Genomic DNA, 22,860 nt, shown 5'->3' on the forward strand with positions numbered 1-22,860 from the left:
GAAAAACCGGTTTAGCAATTTAGCAAACAATAATAACAACCCTTACCCGGATGATAGACGATGATGAAAAAACTCAGCTATTTAGCGATAACAACAGGGCTTTTCCTCTCTGCTTCCAGCGCAGCGGCCTCGGGCAGCGGCAGCACCGAGGCGCGTCTCAACGCGCTGGAACAACGTCTGGCGCAGGCGGAACGGCGCGCCGCACAGGCTGAAACCCGCGCGACGGCGGCGGAACGTCGGGCGCAACAGCTGGAACAACGCACCGCCAACACCGAACGGCAAACCGCGCAGATTGTGCAGCATGCCGCCACGCCGGAAACACCGATTGCCAACGCCAGCGTGCTGCAACTGAGCGGATTCAATGACCTGAAGCTGTACGGCGACGTGGAGTTCAACCTGGACGGCGCCAGCCGCAGCGGCCAGCTGACGTCGCTGAAAGGCAGCGACCACAAAGACTGGAAGCCCGGCAACAAAGAACGTTGGGATATCAACGGCCGCATTCTGGTCGGGTTGGACGGCTACCGCCGCAATCAGGACGGCAACTTCTCCGGCTTCAGCGTGCAGCCGCTGGCGGACATGACCGGCAAAATGAACCTGGACGACGCCGCCTTCTTCTTCGGCAATGAAAAGAACTGGCAAACCAAAATCGGCCGCTTTGAAGCCTACGACATGTTCCCGCTGAATCAGGACACCTTCATTCAATACTCCGGCAATACCGCCAACGATCTGTACGCCGACGGCTTCGGCTATATCTACATGATGAAAGAAGGCCGCGGCCGCAGCAGCAGCGGCGGCAACCTGATGTTGAGCAAATACGCCGGTGATGTCTATTTCGAGCTGAACACGCTGGTGGAGGACGGCACTTCGCTGTTCCAGGACAACAGCTACCACGGCAACGCTCTGGACAATAAGAAAAACGTCGCCTATTTGCGCCCGGTGATCGCCTGGAAAAAAGACGCCTTCAGCATCGCGGCGGCAATGGAAAGCAACGTGGTGAATAACGCCTACGGCTATCAGGACGGCCAGGGCCGCTTCGTCGATCAGTCCAAACGCAACGGCTACGGCATGACGATGAGCTGGAACAACAGCGCCGCCGATCCGGATAACGGCGTGGTGGCCAACCTGAGCACCGCCTATTTGGATGCCTCAGGCGAGCAAGACTTCACCGCCGGCGTCAACGTGCTGTGGCGGCGCTTCGAACTGGGTTATATCTATGCCCATAACAATATCAAAGAGTTCAATACCGCCGGGATCGCCGCCGATATCCACAACCCGCTTAGCGAACCGGGCAACTACGACATCCACACCGTTCACGCGTCGTATCAGATACCTAACATTATGAATATGAAGAATTTCAATCTGTATTTAGGCGCCTATGTGTCGCTGCTGGAAGCCAACGCCGACAACAAGATAGCCAACGGCGACAACGATCAACGTTACGGCATGCGCGCCAGATTCAAGTATTTCTTCTGACATCGATTCACGGCGCTGCGCCGCAAACTGCGCGGCGGCATTTTTATTTAGCAAGGGGACAACATGGACATTACCGCAACCGCCAACGCGCTGTTGCCGCTGCTCGGCGGTAAAGAGAACATCGCCAGCGCCGCCCACTGCGCCACGCGCCTGCGCCTGGTGCTGGTGGACGACAGCAAGGTGGACAAAGAGGCCATCGGCAAACTGGACGGCGTCAAAGGCTGCTTCAGCAACGCCGGTCAGATCCAGGTGATCTTCGGCACCGGGCTGGTCAACAAGGTGCATGCGGAATTCATCAAGGCGGCGGGCGTCAGCGAATCCAGCAAGGCTGAAGCCGCCGATATCGCGGCGAAAAAGCTCAACCCGCTGCAGCGCATCGCCCGCCTGCTGTCGAACATCTTCGTGCCCATCATCCCGGCGATCGTCGCTTCCGGCCTGCTGATGGGGCTGCTCGGCATGGTGAAAACCTACGGCTGGGCCGATGCCAACAGCGCGCTGTTTATCATGCTGGATATGTTCAGCTCGGCGGCGTTCATTATCCTGCCGATTCTGATCGGCTTCACCGCCGCACGAGAATTCGGCGGCAATCCCTACCTGGGCGCCACGCTCGGCGGCATTTTGACGCATCCGGCGCTGACCAACGCCTGGGGCGTCGCCGGAGGGTTCCACACCATGAACCTCTTCGGTCTGGACATCGCCATGATCGGCTATCAGGGCACCGTGTTCCCGGTGCTGCTGACGGTGTGGTTCATGAGCGTGCTGGAAAAGCGGCTGCGCAAGGTGATCCCCAACGCGCTCGATCTGATCCTGACGCCGTTCCTGACGGTGGTCATCTCAGGCTTTGTCGCCCTGCTGTTTATCGGCCCCGCCGGCCGCGCGCTGGGCGACGGCATCTCCTTCGTGCTCAGCACGCTGATTGCCCATGCGGGGTGGTTCGCCGGGCTGCTGTTCGGCGGCCTCTATTCCGCTATCGTCATCACCGGCATTCACCACAGTTTCCATGCGGTAGAAGCCGGACTGCTCGGCAACCCCAATATCGGCGTCAACTTCCTGCTGCCGATCTGGTCGATGGCCAACATCGCGCAGGGCGGCGCCTGCCTGGCGGTGTATTTCAAAACCCGCGACGCCAAAATCAAAGCCATCGCGGTGCCTTCCGCCTTTTCCGCCATGCTCGGCATCACCGAGGCGGCGCTGTTCGGCATCAACCTGCGCTTCGTGAAGCCCTTCCTGGCGGCACTGGCGGGCGGCGCGCTCGGCGGCGCCTGGGTGGTGGCCAACCACGTCGGCATGAACGCGGTCGGGCTGACGGCGATCCCCGGCATGGCGATCGTGCAGGCCAGTTCGCTGGTCAGCTATATCATCGGCCTGGCGATCGCCTTTGGCAGCGCCTTCGTGCTCTCCCTGCTGCTGAAATATAAAACGGACGCGCAATGATGGAAGAACTCAGCTTAATCAAACAGGCGCTGCGGGCCGTAATGGGCGGCCAGCCACTCGCGCTGCGCGATCCGCACCGCCCGGCCTGGCATCTGGCACCCAGCGTTGGCTTGCTGAACGATCCCAACGGCTTTATCCAGCACAACGGCGTTTATCACCTGTTCTATCAGTGGAACCCGCTGGGCTGCGATCATCGTAACAAGTGCTGGGGACACTGGCAGTCGCTCGATTTAGTGCGTTGGGAACATCAGCCGATCGCCCTGGCGCCGGGCGCCTGCTACGACAGCCACGGCTGTTACTCCGGCTCGGCGGTGGTGGCGGAAAACAAAATCACGCTGATCTACACCGGCAACGTGAAATTTCCCGACGGCTCACGCACGGCTTACCAATGCCTGGCTCAGGAAAGCGATCGGGGCGAATACCGCAAACTCGGGCCGGTGCTGCCGCTGCCGGAGGGCTACAGCGGCCACGTACGCGATCCAAAAGTGTGGCGTCATCAGGATGCCTGGTACATGGTGCTCGGCGCGCGTGACTTGCAGGATCGCGGCAAGGTGCTGCTGCTGCGTTCCAGCGATCTGCGCGACTGGCAAACGCTGGGAGAGATCGCCGGTTCCGGCCTGAACGACCTGGGTGAATTCGGCTACATGTGGGAGTGCCCGGACCTGTTCTCGCTGGACGGCGGCGACGTGTTGATCTGCTGCCCGCAGGGGCTGGCGCCGCAGGCGGAACGCTATCTCAACCGTTATCAGGCCGGCTATCTGCTCGGCAAGCTGGATTACCGGCAGGCGGCCTTCAGCCACGGCGAATTTCGCGAGCTGGACGCCGGCTTCGAGTTCTACGCGCCCCAGACGACGCTGGCGGAAGATGGCCGCCGCCTGCTGTTCGGCTGGATGGGCGTGCCCGAGCAAGATGAAGAAGCCCATCCGACGCGCCGTTACGGCTGGATCCACACCATGACCTGCCCACGCGAGCTGTCGCTGCGGCATGGCCGCCTCCACCAACGCCCGGCGCGCGAGCTGCAACAGCTGCGCGGCGAGCGAGAAGACTGGCAAGGCCGCGCCGATGACGCCCCCACCTATGCGCTGGGGGCCGCGGAGCTGCAAATATCGCCGCAGGGTGCGTTCAGCGCCGCCTTTGGCGATGCCATGACGCTGAACTGGGACGGCGATCGGCTGCAACTGACGCGCGCTTCCCTGGCCGACGGCCGGCCGGAGCACCGTTACTGGCGCGGCCCGGTCACGCATCTGCAGCTGCTGTTCGATCGTTCCAGCGTGGAAATCTTCATCAACCGCGGCGAGGCGGTGATGAGCGCGCGCTACTTCCCGGCAGGTGAACCGCAACTGCGGCTGAACGGGAGCGCACCGCTGGCGTTGGAATACTGGCCGCTGACGCCATGCATGCTAGAATGACGCATCCTCCGATGACTTCAGATGGCGTCAGTGAAAAAAAATAAACGCATTACCATCAGTGACATCGCCACGCTGGCCGGGGTGTCGAAATCGACTGCCAGCCTGGTGCTGAACGGCCGCAGCAAGGAATACCGGGTGTCCGACGACACCCGCGATCGCATTCTGGCGCTGGCGCACGAACACCATTATCAGCCCAGCATCCACGCCCGCTCTTTGCGATCCAACCGCAGCCATACGCTGGGGCTGGTGGTGCCGGAGATGACCAACTACGGCTTTGCGGTGATCTCGCGCGAGCTGGAAACGCTGTGCCGCGAAGCCGGTCTGCAGCTGTTGATCGCCTGCACCGATGAAAACCCGGCGCAGGAGATGATGGCGGTGAACAGTCTGGTGCAGCGGCAGGTCGACGGTCTGATCGTCGCCTCCAGCCAGCTGAACGACGCGGAATACCAGAAGATCAACGCCGGGCTACCGGTGGTGCAGATGGACCGCCTGATCGCTGGTTCCGAACTGCCGCTGGTGATCACCGACTCGGTTAATGCGACCGCCGACCTGGTGGAAAAGGTCGCGCGCCAACATCCGGATGAGATCTATTTTCTCGGCGGGCAGCCGCGCATTTCACCGACCCGCGATCGGCTGGCCGGCTTCCAGCTTGGCCTGGAGCGCGCCGGCGTATCGTGCAAACCGGAATGGATCATCAACGGCAGCTACCACCCCAGCTCGGGTTACGAGATGTTCGCTCAGCTGTGCGCACAGCTGGGGCGTCCGCCCAAAGCGCTGTTTACCGCCGCCTGCGGCCTGTTGGAAGGGGTATTGCGTTATCTGACTCAGCATCAGCTGATGGAGAGCGACATCCACCTGTGCAGCTTCGACGATCACTACCTGTTCGATTGCATGACGCTGAAGATAGACACGGTCGCACAGGACTGCCGGGCGCTGGCGCAACATAGCTTCAGCCAGGTCACCGCGCTCATCGACGAGCGGCCGCTGGAACAGAATGCGCTTTATCTACCGGGCCGTATCCACTGGCGCCATGCCGGTTCCCGGGCGTTGTTGGCCGGGGAGTGATATCTCTGAATCAATAAAAAAGGGCGCCTGAGCGCCCTTTATCGTTTTGCTGCCGCTACTTGGCGGCGCCTTCCATGCCCACCAGCCCCACTTTCAGGTAGCCGGCTTTACGCAGGGTGTCCATCACGCTCATCAGCGTTTCATAGTCCACGCTCTTGTCCGCCTGGAAGAAGATGGTGGTTTCTTTGTTCGCCTGAGTGCGTTGATCCAGCACCGAAGTCAGCTGATCGGCATTCACCGGCTGATCGCCAACGTAGAGCTGCTTGTCAGCCTTCACCGACAGGAACACCGGTTTCTCCGGCCGCGGCTGCGGTTTGGCGGAAGAAGCCGGCAGATCGACGCGGATATCTACCGTTGCCAGCGGCGCGGCCACCATAAAGATGATCAACAGCACCAACATGACGTCGATAAACGGCGTCACGTTGATTTCATGCAGTTCGCCGCTGTCGTCCAGATCTTCATTTAAGCGCATCGCCATGACTCACCCCGCCCGCAGTTGGTGTGCGTGCTGTGAGCGCTTGGCTTCCGCCGTTGCGGCCAGATCCAGATCGCGGCCCTGCAGCAGCAAGACCTGCGCCGCCACGTCGCCCACCTGGGCGCGATGGCCGCTGATGACGCGGGCGAAGATGTTGTAGATAACGACCGCAGGGATCGCCGCCACCAGGCCCATCGCAGTCGCCAGCAGCGCCTCTGCGATGCCCGGCGCCACGACCGCCAGGTTGGTGGTCTGCGAATGGGCGATGCCGATAAAGCTGTTCATGATGCCCCAGACGGTACCGAACAGGCCGACGAACGGCGAGATGGCGCCGATGGTGGCCAGGAAGCCGTTACCGCGGCCCATGTTGCGGCTGTAGGCCGCCACGCGGCGCTCGAGGCGGAAACCGGTGCGTTCCTTGATGCCGTTGTTGTCGTTGGATTCCGCAGACAGCTCCAGCTCATTTTGCGCATCGTTCAGCAGTACCGCACTGACGCTCTCCGGGGAGAAGTTTTGCGCCAGTTCGGAAGCCTCATCCAGCGAGCGCGCTTCGGCCAGCGCCAACTGCTCGCGACGCAGACGACGTTTGGCACGCAGCAGTTCGCTGCCTTTGGCGAACAGAATGGTCCAAGTCACGATAGACGCCAGCACCAGGCCGATCATCACCGCTTTCACCACCGCGTCGGCGTGCTGGTACATGCCCCAAATGGACAGGTCCATGCCGCGGGTTTCCGGTGGCTGGATCGTCGGTGCCGGGTTCACCGGCGTGATGCTTTCCGGCGCGGCGGCTGCAGGTGCAGGCGCGGTGGTCGGCGCAACGCTTTCGGTAACGGCCGGATTGGCCGCCGGCGCTGCCTTCGCGCTGCCGGCCAGCCCCACGACAAGCACCATAGAAGCCATCAGGCTGCGGCCAAAGGCCTTGCCCCACTGCGCCCGGCCCTGGCCGAACGATCCTTGATTTAAATTCTTGCCAGCCGTTTTCACGCTGTGCCTCCACCCATTACCGATCAAAATTAAGGAATAATTCAGCGTGCGATCATATCAAACCAACCGGGGATTGATAGTAGTTCTCATTATTATTTACCAAATAAACGAGAAAATTTTAGCCAACCCCGCCGCAAAGCGCCAATCCGCGCCCGTTCACCGCCAAACGCCCCTTTTATAGGGTTATTTCGTTACTTTTCTTCCACAACGACGCAACAACGCCACGCTGCCGAACGGCGTCTTGACCGAGGAATGGGCTTCTCTCTCGCACCAGGGCAGAAGGATGAGGCGAGAAAGGCACACCTGGCAGCCAATAATAGCCGTTTCTGTATCTGGAAGTTAAAACGTCTGGATGGCTATATAAACTCATGCTAACGTAAGGGCTATCGCAAACGGGCACGTGCAGAGCAACCAAAGGTGAGCCAGGTACCATGACGTCAAAACACATCGAAACCACGCTGATCGGCGCCGGCCGCGGCAAACGCTACACCCAGGGCTCCGTCAATCCCGTCACGCAACGCGCCTCTTCTTTGGTCTTCGACTCCGTCGCTGCCAAAAAGCACGCCACCGCGCAACGCGCCCACGGCGAGCTGTTTTACGGCCGACGCGGCACCCTGACCCACTTCGCCCTGCAGGATGCGATGGTGGAGCTGGAGGGCGGCGCCGGCTGCGTGCTGTACCCCTGCGGTGCGGCGGCGGTGGCCAATGCGATCCTGTCGTTCGTCGGCGCCGGCGATCACCTGCTGGTCACCGGTTCGGCGTACGAACCGACCCAGGATTTCTGCACCCACATCCTCGGTCGCATGAACGTCAGCACCACCTATTTCGATCCGCTGATCGGCGCCGATATCGCCACATTGATCCAACCCAATACCCGCGTGGTGTTCCTGGAATCCCCCGGCTCCATCACCCTGGAAGTGCAGGACATTCCGGCGATGGTGCAGGCCATTCGCGCCGTGGCGCCGGAGGTGGTGATCATGATCGACAACACCTGGGCGGCGGGCGTGCTGTTCAAGGCGCTGGATTTTGACATCGACATTTCTATTCAGGCCGGCACCAAATACCTGATCGGCCATTCCGATTACATGCTCGGCACCGCCGTCGCCAACGCGCGCTGTTGGGATCAACTGCGCGAGTACTCCTATCTGATGGGGCAGATGGTGGATGCCGACACCGCCTACATGGCGAGCCGCGGCCTGCGCACCCTGAGCGTGCGCCTGAAGCAGCACGAGCGCAGCAGCATTGAGGTCGCCAACTGGCTGGCCGAACGGCCGGAGGTGGCGACGGTCAATCACCCGGCCCTGCCCAGCTGCAAGGGCCACGAGTTCTACCGCCGCGACTTCAGCGGCTGCAACGGGCTATTCTCTTTCGTGCTGAAAGAGCGGCTGGACGATGCGCAGCTGGCCGCCTACCTGGACAACTTCAGCCACTTCAGCATGGCCTACTCCTGGGGCGGCTTCGAGTCGCTGATCCTGGCCAACCAACCGGAAGAGCTGGAAGCGATCCGTCCGGCGGGCGGCGTCGATTTTTCCGGCACGCTGGTGCGCGTGCACATCGGCCTGGAGAACGTCGAAGACCTGATCGCCGATCTGGCTGCCGGCTTCGATCGCCTCAACGGCGTGCGCTAAGGCGGATTCCGCTAATTTTCTTCGTCTCGTTTAATGTCGGCTTAAGCTATTAGCGGTACACTATCCGGGTAACTGTCAGATACGGTAACCGCCGCACCCTGGAGAACGTGACCCCGGGCGCAACCGGCATGCAACAGGACATAAAATGGATGTATTACGAGAGATTATTCATGCGCTTTGGCAGCAGGACTTTACCGCCCTCGCCGATCCCAGCGTAATTTGGGTGGTTTACGCCGTACTTTTCACCACTCTGTTTTTGGAAAACGGACTGCTGCCCGCCTCCTTTCTCCCCGGCGACAGCCTGCTGCTGCTGTCGGGCGCACTGATCGCCAAAGGCGTGATGGGCTTTGCCCCCACCCTGCTGATTCTGACCGCCGCCGCCGGCCTCGGTTGCTGGCTGAGCTATATCCAGGGCCGCTGGCTGGGCCACACCGGCCTGGTGAAGAGCTGGCTGCTGCAGCTGCCGGCACAGTACCACCAGCGCGCACACAACCTGTTCAACCGCCACGGGTTGACGGCGCTGCTGATCGGCCGTTTCCTCGGCTTTGTGCGCACCCTGCTGCCGACCATGGCCGGTATTTCCGGGCTCAACAGCTCACGCTTCCAGGTGTTCAACTGGCTGAGCGCGGCGATCTGGGTTTGCGCGCTGGTGGGCCTCGGCTATGCTTTCAGCCAAATCCCGCTGGTGAAGCGCTACGAAAGCCAGGTGATGACCGGCCTGATGCTGCTGCCGCTGCTGCTGCTGTTCGTCGGCCTGCTGGGCGCCATGCTGGTGATCTGGCGTAAAAAACGCGCCGCCTCCTCCTGAGCCAGGCGCACTACAGCGCCTTCTCGACCAACGCCAGGCTGGCAGGCAGTTTGCTCACCAGCGTATCCACCGCCAGCCGCACCTTCAGCGGCAGGTGAGGCGTGTGCGGCCACACCGCATGCGCGTCAAAGGCGGCACCCGGCCGGTCGCGCAGCAAGCGCACCAGCGCCCCGCTCAACAGCTGCTCACGCACCAGCCAGCACGGCAGCCAGGCAATGCCGAACCCCGCCGTCGCCGCATCCGCAATCGCCTGCAGATCGTCCATTTGCAGCCGGTTATTCGGCATCACTTCCTGCGGCTTACCGTCGCTATCCAATACCAACCAGCTGCGCCGCGCACCGGCGCGCATATAGGTCACCGCCTCATGCTGGGCCAATTGCTCGATGCTGCGCGGTTCGCCGCACCGCTGCAGATAGGCCGGCGAGGCGCACAGCGTCATGCGATGATCGCCGATACGCCGCGCCACCAGCCCGCCGCTGTTGGCCAACGTGCCGTTGCGGATCGCCATATCGAAACCGTCCTCAATCAGATCCACCACCCGATCGCTGAACGACAGCTCCAGCTCCAGGCCAGGGTGCTCGCGCGTCAGCTCAGTCAGCAGCGGCGCAATGCACATGCGGCCAAACAGCACCGGCATCGATACCCGCAGCCGGCCGCTGACCTGTCGCTTGCCCGACTCCAGCAACGTTTCCGCGCTGCGGATCTCCTCCAGCGCCCGCAGGCAGCGTTCATAGAACAACGCGCCGTCGTCCGTCAGGCTCTGGCTGCGGGTGGTGCGATGAAACAGCCGCACACCCAGCCGCTGTTCCAGCCGGGCGATGGTTTTCCCCACCGCTGAACGTGACAGGTGCAGCCGACTGGCCGCCAATGCAAAACTGCCCGCCTCCACGGCGGTGACGAATACCGAAATGCCGCTCAATCGATCGCTCATGATTTGTCGCTCTGAAAGAAACAATCTGCGGAAATCTTATCGCCACTGGCGAACCTCTATCAACGATATTATCGACAGGTCGTTAATCGCTGACTTTGGAGAACATCATGACCGACACGATGCAACGCTGGACAATGGATGCCCTGGGACGTGAACACCTGCAGCTGACCACCGAAGCGATCCCGCAGCCGGGGCCACACGAGATCAGAGTGAAAGTGAAGGCGGTCGCGCTCAACTACCGCGATAAACTGATGATTGAAAGCGGCATGGGGCTGACGCTGCCGCAGCCGTTCACCCCCGCCTCGGACATGGCCGGCGAGGTCGACGCCATCGGCCCCGGCGTCAGCCGTTTCCAACCCGGCGCCCGGGTGATCTCCACCTTCAGTCCCGGCTGGCTCGATGGCCGGCAAAAGCCGTACGGCGATGCGCGCCAGGTGCCTTACCACACCCTCGGCGGCTTCTATCCGGGCGTGCTGGCGGAATATGTGATTTTGCATGAAGACTGGCTGGTGGCGGCGCCGGCGTCGCTGGACGACGTGCAGGCCAGCACCCTGCCGTGCGCCGGGCTGACCGCCTGGTTCGCGCTGGTGGAGCAAGGCAAGCTGCATGCCGGCGAGACGGTGCTGGTGCAAGGCACTGGCGGGGTGGCGCTGTTTGCACTGCAGATCGCCAAAGCGCACGGCGCCGAGGTGTACGTGACCTCCGGCAGCGATGAAAAGCTGGTGCGCGCCCGGGCGCTGGGCGCCAGTCACGGCATCAACCGGCTGAACGGTGATTGGGTCGAAGCGGTATATGCGCTGACGCAGGATCGCGGCATCGACCATGTGATCGACACCGTCGGTGGCCCGAATCTGGGCAATTCGGTGCGCGCGGTGGCGGTGGGCGGCCGCATCTCGGTGATCGGCGTGCTGGCGGGCGCCGAGATTTCCGCGCCTGCCGGCCTGCTGCTGCTGAAATCGGCGCAGATCCAGGGCATCGGCGTCGGCCATCGTCGCGCGCTGGAAGATCTGGTGCGCGCCGTGGACGCCGTCAACCTGCAGCCGGTGATCGACCAGGTCTACCGCTTCGATCAGCTGCCGCAGGCGTTGGATCACCTCGATCGCGGGCCGTTCGGTAAGATCGTCCTGACCCCGTAAACGCGGCTCAGCCCTCCAGCAGCAGCGGATTGGCGTCGCGCAGCCGGGCGACTTCATCGCTCGGCGTCATGCCGAACAGCCGCTTGAATTCACGGCTGAACTGCGACGCGCTCTCGTAACCGACGCGGATCGCCGCCGTACTGGCCTTCAGGCCGTCATGCACCATCAGCAGGCGCGCCTTATGCAGCCGGTACGACTTCACGTACTGCAGCGGCGAGGTGTTGGTTACCGCCTTGAAGTTATGGTGAAACGCCGAGACGCTCATGTTGACCTCGCTAGCCAACTGCTCGACGTTGAGGTTATCGGCATACTGATGTTCGATACGCCGCAGTGCCTTGGCGATCTGGCTGAAGTGGGTATGGCGGTTGACCAACTCCTGCAGCGACGCGCCGCAGGTGCCGCGCAGCACGTAGTAGAGGATCTCGCGCACGATCTGCGGCCCCAGCACCCGGGCATCGAGCGGCTTGGCCATCACGTCCAGCAGGCGTTCGGTGGCACACAGCAACGCTTCCGTCAGCTCGGCCAGGTTCACCCCGTTGCTCTCCGCCCGCGGCTGCATCAGGTAGTCGTCGTCGCCGATGTCGATCAGCAAATCCTGCAGCATTTGGGTATCGATATTGACCGCCAATCCAACCAGCGGCAGTTCCGGGCTGGCGAAGGTTTCGCACTCGAACGGCAGCGGCACCGTCATCAGCAGGTAGTTGCGCGGATCGTACTGGAACACCTTGTTGCCGCAATAGCCGACCTTGTGCCCCTGAAAGATGATGACGATCCCCGGTTCGTACATCACCGGTTGACGTGGGCAGTGGCGATCGACATACAGGATCTTCACCCGCGGCACCGGTGACGGCGTGTAGCCGTTGCCGGTAGCGATAGCCATCGCCTGGCGCGCCATGCGGCTGCGCAGCGCATCGATTTCAGTCACGGAAACACCCTCTTACAGTCAGAACGATTCGGCATAAATCATAATTTAAAACTCGCCATTTCTACAGCCAGTTGTAGAAATAGGCAAGAACCAAACAGGAATGTGCATTGTGCGTTGCCGCCAGGTTCCTGACAATACGGGCCAGAAACCTTTGCGCCACGTTGGCGCCCGCCTGACAGAAAGAGAGAAATCATCCATGCAAAACTTCATTCTGCATACCCCAACCAAAATCCTGTTCGGCAAGGACCAAATTGCCGAAGTAGCCGGCCAGATCCCGGTGGACGCACGCATCCTGATCACCTACGGTGGCGGCAGCGTGAAGAAAAATGGCGTGCTTGACCAGGTGTATAGCGCGCTGGCCGGCCGCGATGTGCGGGAGTTCTCCGGCATCGAGCCGAACCCGACTTACGAAACGCTGATGAAAGCGGTCGAGGTGGTTAAGGCGGAAAACATCGATTTCCTGCTGGCGGTCGGCGGCGGTTCGGTGGTTGACGGCACCAAATTCATCGCCGCCGCGGCCCGTTATACCGCCAACGGCGACGCCTGGCATATCCTGCAGACCGTCGGCAGCCACATCGCCGACGCGGTGCCGATGGGCTGCGTGCTGACGCTGCCGGCCACCGGCTCCGAATCCAACAGCGGCGCGGTGATCACCCGTAAAAGCAGCGGCGACAAGCAGCACTTCTTCTCGCCACTGGTGCAGCCGCGCTTCGCCGTGCTGGATCCGGTGGTGACCTACTCGCTGCCCCCACGCCAGATCGCCAATGGCGTGGTCGACGCCTTCGTACACACCCTGGAGCAGTATCTGACCTACCCGGTCGACGCCAAGGTGCAAGATCGCTTCGCCGAAGGCCTGCTGCTGACCCTGCTGGAGGACGGCCCACGCGCGCTGGCCGAACCGGAAAACTATGCGGTGCGCGCCAACGTGATGTGGAGCGCCACCATGGCGCTGAACGGCCTGATCGGCGCCGGGGTGCCGCAGGACTGGGCGACCCACATGCTGGGCCACGAGCTGACCGCCATGCACGATCTCGACCACGCGCAAACGCTGGCCATCGTACTGCCGGCGCTGCTGCACGAGAAGAAAGCGCAGAAGCGCGAAAAACTGCTGCAGTATGCTGACCGCGTTTGGGGCCTGCGCGAAGGCAGCGAAGACAGCCGTATCGACGGGGCCATCGCCGCCACTCGCGCCTTCTTCGAGCAGATGGGCGTACCGACCCGCATGGCGGATTATCAGCTCGACGGCAGCAGCATTCCGGCGCTGCTCGACAAGCTGCATCAGCACGGCATGACCGCCCTGGGCGAGCATCAGGACATTACCCTGGACGTCAGCCGCCGCATTTATGAAGCGGCGCGTTAATCGCAAAACGGCGATTTTTTGCTAGGCTTTAGTCTCCGTCAGCCATTTTTCACCGCATCCGGCGCCCGGCCGATCACCGGGCGCCGTCAGGCGCCTTAGCGCGCCGCCGATCGTTTCGCACCACCCGTCCGACCGCTCATTCGCAGGGAGAGCGGGGAGAAAGTCGCCCTCCCGCCACCGCTGAAATTAGGCTGGCAAACCCGGCAACCGCCCATTTTGCCAACTAGAATTTATCTATAGCCGTTTCGGTGCCGCAGGCGCCGCAATCCGTACACAAGGAGATGCGCATGACAACGCAACAACCCATCATCAAACTCCACGATGGTAATCTGATGCCGCAGTTGGGTCTCGGCGTTTGGCAGGCGAGTATTGAAGAGACCACCCGCGCGGTGAGCAAAGCGCTGGAGATCGGTTACCGCTCCATCGACACCGCCGCGATCTACAAGAACGAGGAAGGCGTCGGCGCCGCGCTGCAGTCCAGCTCGCTGCCGCGCAGCGAGCTGTTCATCACCACCAAGCTGTGGAACGACGATCAGGGCGATCCGCTGGCGGCGCTGGAAACCAGCCTGGAGAAGCTAAAACTGGACTATGTGGATCTGTACCTGATCCACTGGCCGCGCCCGCAGCAGGATCAATACGTCTCCGCCTGGCGCGAGCTGATCAAACTGCGCGAGCAAGGCCTGGTGAAAAGCATCGGCGTATGCAACTTCCATACGCCGCACCTGCAGCGCCTGCTGGATGAAACCAACGTGGCGCCGGTCGTCAACCAGATAGAGCTGCATCCGCTGCTGCAACAGCGCCAGCTGCGTGCCTGGAACGCCACGCACCACATCGCCACCGAATCCTGGAGCCCGCTGGCGCAGGGCGGTGAAGGGGTGTTCGACCAGCCGCTGATCAAGGCGCTGGCCGAGAAATACGAGAAAACCCCGGCGCAGATCGTGGTGCGCTGGCACCTGGACAGCGGCCTTATCGTGATCCCGAAATCGGTCACGCCGTCGCGCATCCGCGAAAACTTCGAGGTGTTTGACTTCAAACTCGATAAGGACGAACTGGGCGAGATCGCCAAGCTGGACGTCGGCAACCGCCTCGGGCTGGATCCGGATACCCTGTAATTCCTCCCCAAGCCCTCTCCCGCCGGAGGGGGCTTTTCCTTCCCGCACATTGCTCCCTTGCGCCGCCTGACGTTATGATGACCACGCCGGAGGCCTCGCCCGCCGGTTAACGCCGTTAAAAAAACAGACAAGCACGGAGCACCATGAAATTCTCTTTCTCACACGGGTTAAGGCTGGGCATGCTTTGCGTCATGCTGGTGCTGGCGGGTTGCGCCGGCAAGAAACAGCGCATCAGCTACGATCGCCACGCTTTCGACAGCGCCATTAAAGACGCCGCCAGCGAATACGGCGTGGACGCCAAGCTGATCACCGCCATGATCCAGGTGGAGTCCGGCTTCAACCCCGCTGCGGTGAGCAGGTCCAACGCTATCGGCCTGATGCAGCTGAAAGCCGATACCGCCGGCTGCGATGCCTATCGCTACAAAGGCAAACGCGGCTGCCCGGACGATGACGATCTGCTGGATCCCGACACCAATATCGATCTCGGCGCCGCCTACCTGGCCACCTTGCAAAAACAGCAGCTTAAAGGGATCGCGAATCCTGTTACACTGCGCTACGCCACCATCATCGCCTACGTCAACGGCACCGGCGCGCTGCTGCGCACCTTCTCCAGCAACCGTCAGCAGGCCATCGCGATGATCAACAACCTGTCGCCGGAAGCCTTTAACTGGCACGTGCGCAAATACCACCCCGCTCCGCAGGCGCCGCGTCATTTAATGAAAGTGGAAGCCGCCTACGAGCAGCTGTGATGATCAAAAGTGAAAAGGAGAACCCGGGGGTTCTCCTTTTTGTTTGCGCATGCGGCGTGGCCGTTACGGCTTGGCTTTGCGAATCGGTTTGCGCGGCGGCCGGTTGGACGGCGTGCGCTGCCGATTGATATCGGTATGTTTGGTCAGCGCCGGCCGGGTATGGCGCTGCAGGCGTTTCGCTTCGCGCTGCTCGTCGATGCTCGGCGCCGGCACCAGACACTCGCGGCGGCTGCCGATCAGGTGCTTCAGCCCCATCTCTTCCAGCGCGGTGCGGATCAGCGCCCAGTTGGCCGGATCGTGGTAACGCAGCAGCGCCTTATGCAGGCGGCGCTGGCGATCGCCGCGCGGCACCACCACGTCTTCGCTCTTGTACCCCACCTTGCTCAGCGGGTTTTTGCCGCTGTAATACATGGTGGTGGAGTTGGCCATCGGCGAAGGATAGAAGTTCTGTACCTGATCGAGGCGGAAACGGTTCTTCTTCAGCCACAGTGCCAGGTTCACCATATCTTCATCGCGGGTGCCCGGGTGCGACGAGATGAAGTACGGGATCAGATACTGCTCTTTGCCCGCCTGCTTCGAATAGTGATCAAACAGCTGCTTGAAGCGATCGTAGCTGCCCATGCCCGGCTTCATCATCTTCGACAGCGGGCCTTCTTCGGTGTGTTCCGGCGCGATCTTCAGATAGCCGCCGACGTGGTGGGTCGCCAGCTCCTTGATATAGCGCGGATCTTCCACCGCCAGATCGTAACGAACCCCGGAGGCGATCAGGATCTTCTTGATGCCCTCCAGCGAACGCGCGCGGCGATACAGTTTGATGGTCGGCTCGTGGTTGGTGTCCATGTAGGTGCAGATCTCCGGATACACGCACGAGGCGCGGCGGCAAGTCTGCTCGGCGCGCGGGTTGGTGCAGCGCAGCATATACATGTTGGCGGTCGGGCCGCCCAGATCGGAGATCACGCCGGTAAAGCCCGGCACCTTGTCGCGGATCTCTTCGATTTCGCGAACGATCGAATCTTCCGAACGGCTCTGGATGATGCGCCCTTCGTGCTCGGTAATCGAACAGAACGAACAGCCGCCGTAGCAACCGCGCATGATGTTCACCGAGAAACGGATCATGTCATAGGCCGGAATGCGATCCTGACCGTAGGACGGATGCGGCACGCGCTGATAAGGCAGCGCAAAGACGCTGTCCATTTCCGGCGTGGTCAGCGGGATCGCCGGCGGGTTGATCCACACGTAACGGTCACCGTGTTTCTGCATCAGCGCGCGGGCGCAGCCCGGGTTGGTTTCATGGTGCAAAATGCGCGAGGTGTGCGCATACAGCACCTTGTCGCCCTTCACTTTCTCGAAGGACGGCAGCAACACGTAGGTCTTCTCCCACGGCTTCGGCTTGGCGGCGCGCACGGTGACAGGCTTGGCTTCCGGCTCTTTCGGCTTGGCGCCGTCGGCGCACGGCAGATCGTCGCCGTACGGGTTCGGGATAGCTTCGATGCGGCCCGGCTTGTCGAGACGGGTGGAATCCACGCCGCTCCAGCCCGGCAGCGCTTCTTTACGCATCACCGCGGTATTACGAATATCGTGGATGTCGCCGATCTTCTCACCGGCGGCCAGGCGATGCGCCACTTCCACCAGCGGGCGTTCGCCGTTGCCGTAGATCAGCATGTCGGCTTTGGAATCCACCAGCACCGAGCGGCGCACGGTATCTGACCAGTAATCGTAGTGGGCGATGCGACGCAGGCTGGCTTCGATGCCGCCCAGCACGATCGGCACGTCTTTGTAGGCTTCTTTACAACGCTGGCTGTAGACCAGGGTGGCGCGATCCGGGCGCTTGCCGCCGACGTTGCCGGCGGTGTAAGCATCGTCGTGGCGCAGTTTGCGATCGGCGGTATAACGGTTGATCATCGAGTCCATGTTGCCGGCGGTGATGCCGAAGAACAGGTTCGGTTTCCCCAACCGCATGAAATCTTCTTTGTTGCTCCAGTCCGGCTGCGCGATGATGCCGACGCGGAAGCCCTGCGCTTCCAGCATGCGGCCGATGATCGCCATGCCAAAGCTCGGGTGATCGACATAGGCGTCGCCGCTGATGATGATCACATCGCAGCTGTCCCAGCCCAGTTGATCCATCTCTGCTCGCGACATCGGTAAAAACGGCGCGGTGCCAAAACATTCCGCCCAATAAGGCTTATAGGAAAACAGTTCACGATCGGGTTGGATCAGGCTGGTGGTGCTCATTCTGCTGCTCTTTTTACAGGTTAATTAATCGCCGGGCGGCGATTATACGCACTAGCTGCAAAAAGAGCATGGTTATTTCGCTAACCGTTCACTTCGAATTCATAAACGTCGCTGCGGCACAAGATATCGCTGAACTCCAGCGCCTCACCCTGGGCGTTGCGGCTGGTTTGGGTGATGTGCAACAGCGGCGCGCCGCACGGCACGTTGAGCAGCTCGGCGACCTCGTCGCTGCAGGATACCGCCTTCAACAGAAAGTGTTTATCTTCGGGCACGATGCCGCGCGATTGCCATAACGCATACAGCGAATGCTCCAGCTGCCCCGGTTCGGGCAGGAAGCGCGGCGGAATATAGGTGGTTTCCAGCGAGACCGGGCTGCCGTTCAGCAAGCGCAAACGCCGCAGTTTGATCACCTCATCCCCCTCCGCCAGCCCCAGCGCCGCCGCGGCCTTGGCCGGCGCGCCGACCCGGGTGCGCAGCAGCCATCGGTTGCTGACGCTGCTGCCGTGGCGCAGCGCCTGAGCGGTGAAACCGCTGTCCTTATCGAGGGAATAGCCGATGCGCATCGCCACGCGGGTGCCAACGCCCTGCTGCCGCGAAATCAGCCCCTTCTCCTCCAGCAGCTTCATCGCCTTGCTGACGGTGACGCGCGACAGCGCCAGGCCTTCCGCCATCTGCCGTTCGGGCGGCAAGAACGCCTCGGCCGCCAACACCTGCTGCCTGATTGCGGTTTCTATCGCCGTCGCCAGCTGAATATAACGCGGCGCTACCGCCCCCTGCGCCAGATGGCCACGCAGCCAGGCCATAAAATCCGTCATTCGCCCGCCCTCTTACCTATGCCATTTGTCTGGATTTCGTTTTTTATCCTATCGCCGCTCCGGCAATAAGCTCCTCACCTTAACTAAAATATCGCTAATGTTTTCAGAGTGGCATCACAATTTTTGCCTAATGGACTTTCATTGGATCTAGATCGCGCGTAATCTGTGCTTATTGATGTTGATACATCAATCGCACCAACACCAGGGACCCACTTTAAAAACAATAAAAAACCCGCTGCCAGCCCTAAAGGATGCCCTTGAAGGCCGGCAGCGGGCATATACTGCCAGCAAAACCGGCCGATAATAAGCAACGTAGCTAATGGATAGCTTGCTCACTGCTCATAGCCACATCACAGGATCCCATCGCGGTGGGCGAAACGGATCGATGTCGGCAAATAGAAACGTTCCCGCTTCGCCTAACCCCGCTGCAGACCCACTCTTTGACTACACTCATTGGCGCCGTGCGGCCGACGTGCCTCACTCGATAAGGCGGATACCGCCCTTACTTTGACAGACCCGGCGGGATCAGCCGCTACACACTGCGCGGAATTGGCGTCTTCACCGACAACGGAATAGCCGGCGTCAACCGCGCCAACGGAATCGATTTTCAGTCAACTGCGGCGGCCCTCGCGGCCCTGCGCAACAGGGATCATTTGCTATGACCGATATCAATCGCAATGAAGCATGGAAGGTAGAAAGCACCGGTATCGATCGGGTGCCGGACGCGGAACAGACCGGCAAGCCCATCGAGCTGTTTTGGATCTGGTCGGCGGCCAATATCGGCATTCTCGGCGTGGTGTACGGCGCCATTATCGTCGGCTTCGGCTTATCCTTCCTGCAATCGGTGCTCGCCGCGCTGGTCGGCGTCGCCAGCTTCGTGCTGGTCGGCCTCACCAGCTTCGCCGGCAAGCGCGGGCGCACCTCTACGCTGACGCTCTCGCGGGTGATTTTCGGCCTGAAGGGCAACGTGGCACCCACCCTGTTCAGTTGGATCAACCTGATGGGCTGGGAAGCGGTCAACGTGATCACCGGCACCCTGACGCTGGCGGCGCTGTTCGAGGCCTTCGGACTGGGAACCAGCCACCTGCTGACCGCGCTCAGCCTGCTGCTGTTCGGCGGGCTCACTGTCGTCGTCAGCCTGCTGGGGCAGAATACCGTGGTCTGGATGCAAAGCTGGTTCAGCCGCATCTTCGGCACCATGACGCTGATCGTGGTGCTCTATATCCTGTTCAACACCGAGTGGAGCCAGGTGCTGGCGCTGCCTTCCGGCAGTTGGTTGACCGGCTTCCTGCCTGCGGTATCGGTGATCGCCGCCGGCACCGGCATCAGTTGGGCGATCGCCGGCGCCGATTACAGCCGCTATCAAAGCCCGAGCTCATCGAGCAAAAGCATTTTCGCCGCGGTGATGGGCGGCGCCTGTTTGCCGCTGATGCTGCTGATGCTGGCCGGTATTCTGCTTTCCGTGCAGTTGCCCGATCTGGCCAGCGCCGCCAACCCCATCGCGCTGATAGGCTCGGTGCTGCCCGCCTGGATGGCGATCCCTTATCTGCTGGCCGCCACCGCCGGCATCGTCACCATCGCGGTGCTCAGCCTGTATTCCGCCAGCCTTAACCTGTTGACCATCGGCGTGCAGGTCAAACAGTGGCTGGCGGTGTCGTTCGACGCGGTGGTGGTGCTGGGCATCGCCCTGTATGTGCTGTTCATCTCCGGCGATTTCATGGGGCCGTTCATCTCCTTCCTGGTGTTCTGCGGCGTCTTCCTGGCGGCCTGGGAGGCGATTTTCCTGCTCGATTACCTGTGCCTGCGCCGCCGTCACGGGTATGATGGCAACGCTTTGTACGGCCTGCATGGCCAGAACCGCGGCGTGCGCAAAGCCCCGCTGTTCTGCTGGTTCCTCGGCGCCCTGTGCGGCCTGCTGGTCACCAAAACCGGTTTTATCGACGGCCCGCTGGCCAAAGGCTTGTTCGCCGATTCCAGCCTGGGGCTGTTTGTGTCGTTCGCGGTGAGTCTGATCGCTTACGGTCTGTACCTGACCCAACGCAGAGAACATCAATGAGTGAGTGGGAAGCTGTAACACCTGTCCTGGTTATTGGGGGCGCAGTCGGCGATCTGGTGATGACGCTGCCGCGCCTGCCGACCAGCGGCGAAGATATCGAAGCCCAGCAGCAGGCGCGGCAAATCGGCGGCTGCGCGTTCAACGTGGCGCGCGCGCTGGTGCGCCTGGAAACGCCGGTGATTAACGGCATGCCGGTTGGCAACGGCGAATGGGGCGCGGCTGTCGAAGCCGCCATGGGCGAGCTGGGGCTGGAGGTGCTGTTGCGCCACGGCCAGATGGACAACGGCTGGTGCCTGGCGCTGGTGGAGCCGAACGGTGAACGCACCTTCATCACGGTTTCCGGTTGCGAAAGCCAATGGAATAAAGCGCAGCTGGCGACGCTGCCGCTGACGGAACACACTCTGATCTACGCCAGCGGCTACGAGCTGGCGGGCGAAAGCGGCGAAGCGCTGCGCGAGTGGCTGACGCGCATGCCGTTCGATCAGCCGCGTCTGATCGATCCTGGCCCGCGCATCGCCCAGCTCAGCGAAGATTTCTTCACCATGCTCAGCGACAGCCACACTCTGCTGACGCTCAACCGCGACGAAGTGGCCGCGCTGTGCGGCGCCGGCGACGCCGTGGAGGCCGCGCAGCGCTATGCCGCTGCCCGTAACCTGACGCTGATCTGCCGCCTGGATCGCGATGGTGCGTGGATCTGCGACGGCCGCACGCCGCCGCTGCACGTTCCTGCTTATCCGGTAGACATCGTCGACACCATCGGCGCGGGCGATGCCCACTGCGCCGGTTTGCTGGCGGGCCTGTCTGCCGGCTGGCCGCTGCCGCAGGCGGTCGATCTGGCCAACCGGGTCGCCGCTTGCGTGGTGGCCAGCCTCGGCGCCGCCAATCCGCCCGACCGGCAGCAGCTGCAACAGCGCTTCCCGCAGGCCTGACGGTTTCAAGGCGCCGTCACGCGGCGCCTTCTGCCTTACTGCGCCGCCGCCGCGCTCTCCTGCGGCGGGTGGCGATAGTTGAAGCTCAACGCGAACACGATCCCCAGCACCAGCGTATACAGCGCAAACACCAGCCAGATGCTCTGCCAGTCTTTCACGCCGTCATGGCTGAAGAAGTCCACCACCTCGCCGCTGGCAAGCGCCCCCAGATAGGCGCCCAACCCGTTCACCATGGTCATGAACAGCCCCTGCGCGCTGGCGCGGATGCGGTGATCGGCCTCTTTCTCGACGAAGATGGCACCGGAGATATTAAAGAAGTCGAACGCACAGCCGTAGACGATCATCGACAACAGCAGCAGAACGAAACCAAAGCCAACCGGCGTGCCGTAAGCCAGGAACAGGAAACGCAGCGTCCAGGCCGCCATGCTGATCAGCATCACCTGCTTGATGCCGTAACGGCGCAGGAAGAAGGGAATGGTGAGGATAAAGAACACTTCGGAGATCTGCGACAGCGACAGCAGCACCGCCGGATACCGGACGCTGAGGCTGTCCTGATACAGCGGATTGAGCGACAGATCGTGCAGGAACGGGTTGCCGAAGGTATTGGTTATCTGCAGCGCCGCGCCAAGCAACATGGCGAACAGGAAAAACAGCGCCATGCGCCGCTGGCGGAACAGCACCAGCGCATCCAGCCCCAGCACGCTCACCCAGCTCTTCGACTCGGCCGCGCGGTTGGTCGGGCAGCGCGGCAGCGTCAGCGAATAAGCGGACAGCAGCAGCGACGCCGCAGAAGCCAGGTACAGCTGCAGATTGCTGAGCTCGATTTGGCTGAAACCGACCAGCCACATCGCCAGAATGAACCCCACCGTGCCGTACACCCGCACCGGCGGAAAGTCCTTCACCGTGTCAAAGCCGTGCTTCTCGAGGCAAAAATAGGAAATGGCGTTGGAGAGCGCGATGGTCGGCATATAGACCATCGCGTTGAACAGCATCACCCAGAACATCAGCATCGGTTGCTCGACCTGCGCCGCGCAGTACAGCGCCAGCGCTCCGAACAGGTGGCAAAGCGCATACAGAGAGTTGGCCTTCATCCACCGATCGGCGATGATGCCCGCCAGCCCCGGCATGATCAGCGCGGCGATGCCTTTGGCGCTGTAAACCATCCCCACCTGCATGCCGCTGAAATGCAGCGTGTTGATCATGTAGGAGCCCAGCGTCACCAACCAGGCGCCCCAGATAAAGAACTGCAGGAAAATCATGACTTTCAATCGTGTTTTTATCGCCATCGCCATCACCTTGTTATTATGCTTTCAACGATGATTGGTGCGGCAGGCCCCCT

Annotated in this window: 19 protein-coding genes; 12 read left to right on the top strand and 7 right to left on the bottom strand. The window is 61.7% G+C overall.

Annotation, left to right across the window (positions count from 1 at the left end):
* The first annotated feature begins 63 nt into the window (after window positions 1-63).
* The 4 genes from QDT79_RS00970 to QDT79_RS00985 all read left to right on the top strand — a co-directional run bounded on the left by QDT79_RS00970 (window position 64) and on the right by QDT79_RS00985 (window position 5,381).
* Window positions 64-1,473, top strand: coding sequence for a carbohydrate porin (locus QDT79_RS00970; protein ID WP_308317167.1), 1,410 nt, complete (start codon window positions 64-66; stop codon window positions 1,471-1,473).
* Window positions 1,474-1,536: 63 nt separating this feature from the next.
* A complete protein-coding gene (locus QDT79_RS00975) occupies window positions 1,537-2,907 on the top strand; it encodes a sucrose-specific PTS transporter subunit IIBC (RefSeq protein ID WP_308316118.1) in 1,371 nt (456 codons plus the stop codon).
* Window positions 2,907-4,316: a sucrose-6-phosphate hydrolase gene (locus QDT79_RS00980; protein ID WP_308317168.1), complete on the top strand. Its 1,410-nt coding sequence runs from the start codon at window positions 2,907-2,909 to the stop codon at window positions 4,314-4,316. The genes QDT79_RS00975 and QDT79_RS00980 overlap by 1 nt, the downstream gene beginning before the upstream one ends.
* Window positions 4,317-4,337: 21 nt before the next feature.
* Window positions 4,338-5,381: a LacI family DNA-binding transcriptional regulator gene (locus QDT79_RS00985; RefSeq protein WP_033654839.1), complete on the top strand. Its 1,044-nt coding sequence runs from the start codon at window positions 4,338-4,340 to the stop codon at window positions 5,379-5,381.
* A gap of 55 nt (window positions 5,382-5,436) precedes the next feature.
* On the opposite strand, the gene exbD is transcribed toward QDT79_RS00985, so the two are convergent.
* Together exbD and exbB are read right to left on the bottom strand one after the other, a co-directional pair.
* Window positions 5,437-5,859, bottom strand: a complete 423-nt coding sequence (exbD, locus tag QDT79_RS00990) for a TonB system transport protein ExbD (protein WP_004937307.1) — start codon at window positions 5,857-5,859, stop codon at window positions 5,437-5,439.
* 3 nt (window positions 5,860-5,862) lie between these two features.
* Window positions 5,863-6,840 carry a tol-pal system-associated acyl-CoA thioesterase gene (gene exbB, locus QDT79_RS00995; protein WP_308316119.1) on the bottom strand — a complete coding sequence of 326 codons (978 nt, stop codon included), beginning with the start codon at window positions 6,838-6,840 and terminating at the stop codon, window positions 5,863-5,865.
* Between the two features lie 431 nt (window positions 6,841-7,271).
* On the opposite strand from exbB, the gene metC reads away from it, so the two are divergent.
* Together metC and QDT79_RS01005 are read left to right on the top strand one after the other, a co-directional pair.
* Window positions 7,272-8,468, top strand: coding sequence for a cystathionine beta-lyase (metC, locus tag QDT79_RS01000; protein ID WP_308316120.1), 1,197 nt, complete (start codon window positions 7,272-7,274; stop codon window positions 8,466-8,468).
* 145 nt (window positions 8,469-8,613) lie between these two features.
* Window positions 8,614-9,276, top strand: a complete 663-nt coding sequence (locus tag QDT79_RS01005) for a DedA family protein (RefSeq protein ID WP_063988684.1) — start codon at window positions 8,614-8,616, stop codon at window positions 9,274-9,276.
* A gap of 10 nt (window positions 9,277-9,286) precedes the next feature.
* Here QDT79_RS01005 and QDT79_RS01010 read toward each other — a convergent pair whose 3' ends face one another.
* Window positions 9,287-10,207, bottom strand: a complete 921-nt coding sequence (locus QDT79_RS01010) for a LysR family transcriptional regulator (protein WP_063988683.1) — start codon at window positions 10,205-10,207, stop codon at window positions 9,287-9,289.
* 107 nt (window positions 10,208-10,314) lie between these two features.
* On the opposite strand from QDT79_RS01010, the gene QDT79_RS01015 reads away from it, so the two are divergent.
* Window positions 10,315-11,343: a zinc-dependent alcohol dehydrogenase family protein gene (locus QDT79_RS01015; RefSeq protein WP_063988682.1), complete on the top strand. Its 1,029-nt coding sequence runs from the start codon at window positions 10,315-10,317 to the stop codon at window positions 11,341-11,343.
* Between the two features lie 7 nt (window positions 11,344-11,350).
* On the opposite strand, the gene QDT79_RS01020 is transcribed toward QDT79_RS01015, so the two are convergent.
* On the bottom strand, window positions 11,351-12,238 hold the full coding sequence (locus tag QDT79_RS01020) for an AraC family transcriptional regulator (RefSeq protein WP_369919428.1): 888 nt from the start codon (window positions 12,236-12,238) through the stop codon (window positions 11,351-11,353).
* A 226-nt stretch (window positions 12,239-12,464) separates the two neighbouring features.
* Here QDT79_RS01020 and yqhD point away from each other — a divergent pair, with 226 nt between their 5' ends.
* The 3 genes from yqhD to QDT79_RS01035 all read left to right on the top strand — a co-directional run bounded on the left by yqhD (window position 12,465) and on the right by QDT79_RS01035 (window position 15,489).
* Complete coding sequence (gene yqhD, locus QDT79_RS01025; RefSeq protein WP_308316121.1) at window positions 12,465-13,628, top strand: alcohol dehydrogenase; 1,164 nt, start codon at window positions 12,465-12,467, stop codon at window positions 13,626-13,628.
* A gap of 287 nt (window positions 13,629-13,915) precedes the next feature.
* Window positions 13,916-14,740: a 2,5-didehydrogluconate reductase DkgA gene (dkgA, locus tag QDT79_RS01030; RefSeq protein WP_308316122.1), complete on the top strand. Its 825-nt coding sequence runs from the start codon at window positions 13,916-13,918 to the stop codon at window positions 14,738-14,740.
* A 143-nt stretch (window positions 14,741-14,883) separates the two neighbouring features.
* Entirely contained in the window at window positions 14,884-15,489 is a 606-nt protein-coding gene (locus QDT79_RS01035) for a transglycosylase SLT domain-containing protein (protein WP_063988679.1), read from the top strand.
* Between the two features lie 63 nt (window positions 15,490-15,552).
* Here the strand turns inward: QDT79_RS01035 and QDT79_RS01040 are convergent, their stop codons facing one another.
* Together QDT79_RS01040 and QDT79_RS01045 are read right to left on the bottom strand one after the other, a co-directional pair.
* Entirely contained in the window at window positions 15,553-17,721 is a 2,169-nt protein-coding gene (locus QDT79_RS01040) for a YgiQ family radical SAM protein (RefSeq protein ID WP_060424780.1), read from the bottom strand.
* An 80-nt stretch (window positions 17,722-17,801) separates the two neighbouring features.
* Window positions 17,802-18,536 carry a GntR family transcriptional regulator gene (locus tag QDT79_RS01045; protein ID WP_038879436.1) on the bottom strand — a complete coding sequence of 245 codons (735 nt, stop codon included), beginning with the start codon at window positions 18,534-18,536 and terminating at the stop codon, window positions 17,802-17,804.
* A gap of 658 nt (window positions 18,537-19,194) precedes the next feature.
* Between QDT79_RS01045 and QDT79_RS01050 the strand changes: the two genes are divergently transcribed.
* Complete coding sequence (locus QDT79_RS01050) at window positions 19,195-20,592, top strand: purine-cytosine permease family protein (protein ID WP_063988678.1); 1,398 nt, start codon at window positions 19,195-19,197, stop codon at window positions 20,590-20,592.
* Window positions 20,589-21,521, top strand: coding sequence for a PfkB family carbohydrate kinase (locus QDT79_RS01055; RefSeq protein ID WP_308316123.1), 933 nt, complete (start codon window positions 20,589-20,591; stop codon window positions 21,519-21,521). The genes QDT79_RS01050 and QDT79_RS01055 overlap by 4 nt, the downstream gene beginning before the upstream one ends.
* A gap of 35 nt (window positions 21,522-21,556) precedes the next feature.
* On the opposite strand, the gene QDT79_RS01060 is transcribed toward QDT79_RS01055, so the two are convergent.
* Window positions 21,557-22,807 (bottom strand): nucleoside permease, encoded by a 1,251-nt coding sequence (locus QDT79_RS01060; RefSeq protein WP_308316124.1) that lies wholly within the window; start codon window positions 22,805-22,807, stop codon window positions 21,557-21,559.
* Window positions 22,808-22,860: the final 53 nt, after the last annotated feature.

The sequence above is a fragment of the Serratia marcescens genome, assembly GCF_029846115.1.
GTDB lineage: Bacteria > Pseudomonadota > Gammaproteobacteria > Enterobacterales > Enterobacteriaceae > Serratia > Serratia marcescens_L.

Bases quoted from the DNA above. Each gene is read 5' to 3' on its own strand.
- QDT79_RS01040 (WP_060424780.1), bottom strand. From the start codon at position 17,721: ATGAGCACCACCAGCCTGATCCAACCCGATCGTGAACTGTTTTCCTAT.
- QDT79_RS01035 (WP_063988679.1), top strand. From the start codon at position 14,884: ATGAAATTCTCTTTCTCACACGGGTTAAGGCTGGGCATGCTTTGCGTC.
- exbD (WP_004937307.1), bottom strand. From the start codon at position 5,859: ATGGCGATGCGCTTAAATGAAGATCTGGACGACAGCGGCGAACTGCAT.
- QDT79_RS00985 (WP_033654839.1), top strand. From the start codon at position 4,338: ATGGCGTCAGTGAAAAAAAATAAACGCATTACCATCAGTGACATCGCC.
- QDT79_RS00970 (WP_308317167.1), top strand. From the start codon at position 64: ATGAAAAAACTCAGCTATTTAGCGATAACAACAGGGCTTTTCCTCTCT.
- QDT79_RS00980 (WP_308317168.1), top strand. From the start codon at position 2,907: ATGGAAGAACTCAGCTTAATCAAACAGGCGCTGCGGGCCGTAATGGGC.
- QDT79_RS01020 (WP_369919428.1), bottom strand. From the start codon at position 12,238: ATGGCGCGCCAGGCGATGGCTATCGCTACCGGCAACGGCTACACGCCG.
- dkgA (WP_308316122.1), top strand. From the start codon at position 13,916: ATGACAACGCAACAACCCATCATCAAACTCCACGATGGTAATCTGATG.
- QDT79_RS01055 (WP_308316123.1), top strand. From the start codon at position 20,589: ATGAGTGAGTGGGAAGCTGTAACACCTGTCCTGGTTATTGGGGGCGCA.
- QDT79_RS01045 (WP_038879436.1), bottom strand. From the start codon at position 18,536: ATGACGGATTTTATGGCCTGGCTGCGTGGCCATCTGGCGCAGGGGGCG.
- yqhD (WP_308316121.1), top strand. From the start codon at position 12,465: ATGCAAAACTTCATTCTGCATACCCCAACCAAAATCCTGTTCGGCAAG.
- QDT79_RS01005 (WP_063988684.1), top strand. From the start codon at position 8,614: ATGGATGTATTACGAGAGATTATTCATGCGCTTTGGCAGCAGGACTTT.
- QDT79_RS01015 (WP_063988682.1), top strand. From the start codon at position 10,315: ATGACCGACACGATGCAACGCTGGACAATGGATGCCCTGGGACGTGAA.
- metC (WP_308316120.1), top strand. From the start codon at position 7,272: ATGACGTCAAAACACATCGAAACCACGCTGATCGGCGCCGGCCGCGGC.
- QDT79_RS00975 (WP_308316118.1), top strand. From the start codon at position 1,537: ATGGACATTACCGCAACCGCCAACGCGCTGTTGCCGCTGCTCGGCGGT.
- QDT79_RS01060 (WP_308316124.1), bottom strand. From the start codon at position 22,807: ATGGCGATAAAAACACGATTGAAAGTCATGATTTTCCTGCAGTTCTTT.
- QDT79_RS01050 (WP_063988678.1), top strand. From the start codon at position 19,195: ATGACCGATATCAATCGCAATGAAGCATGGAAGGTAGAAAGCACCGGT.
- QDT79_RS01010 (WP_063988683.1), bottom strand. From the start codon at position 10,207: ATGAGCGATCGATTGAGCGGCATTTCGGTATTCGTCACCGCCGTGGAG.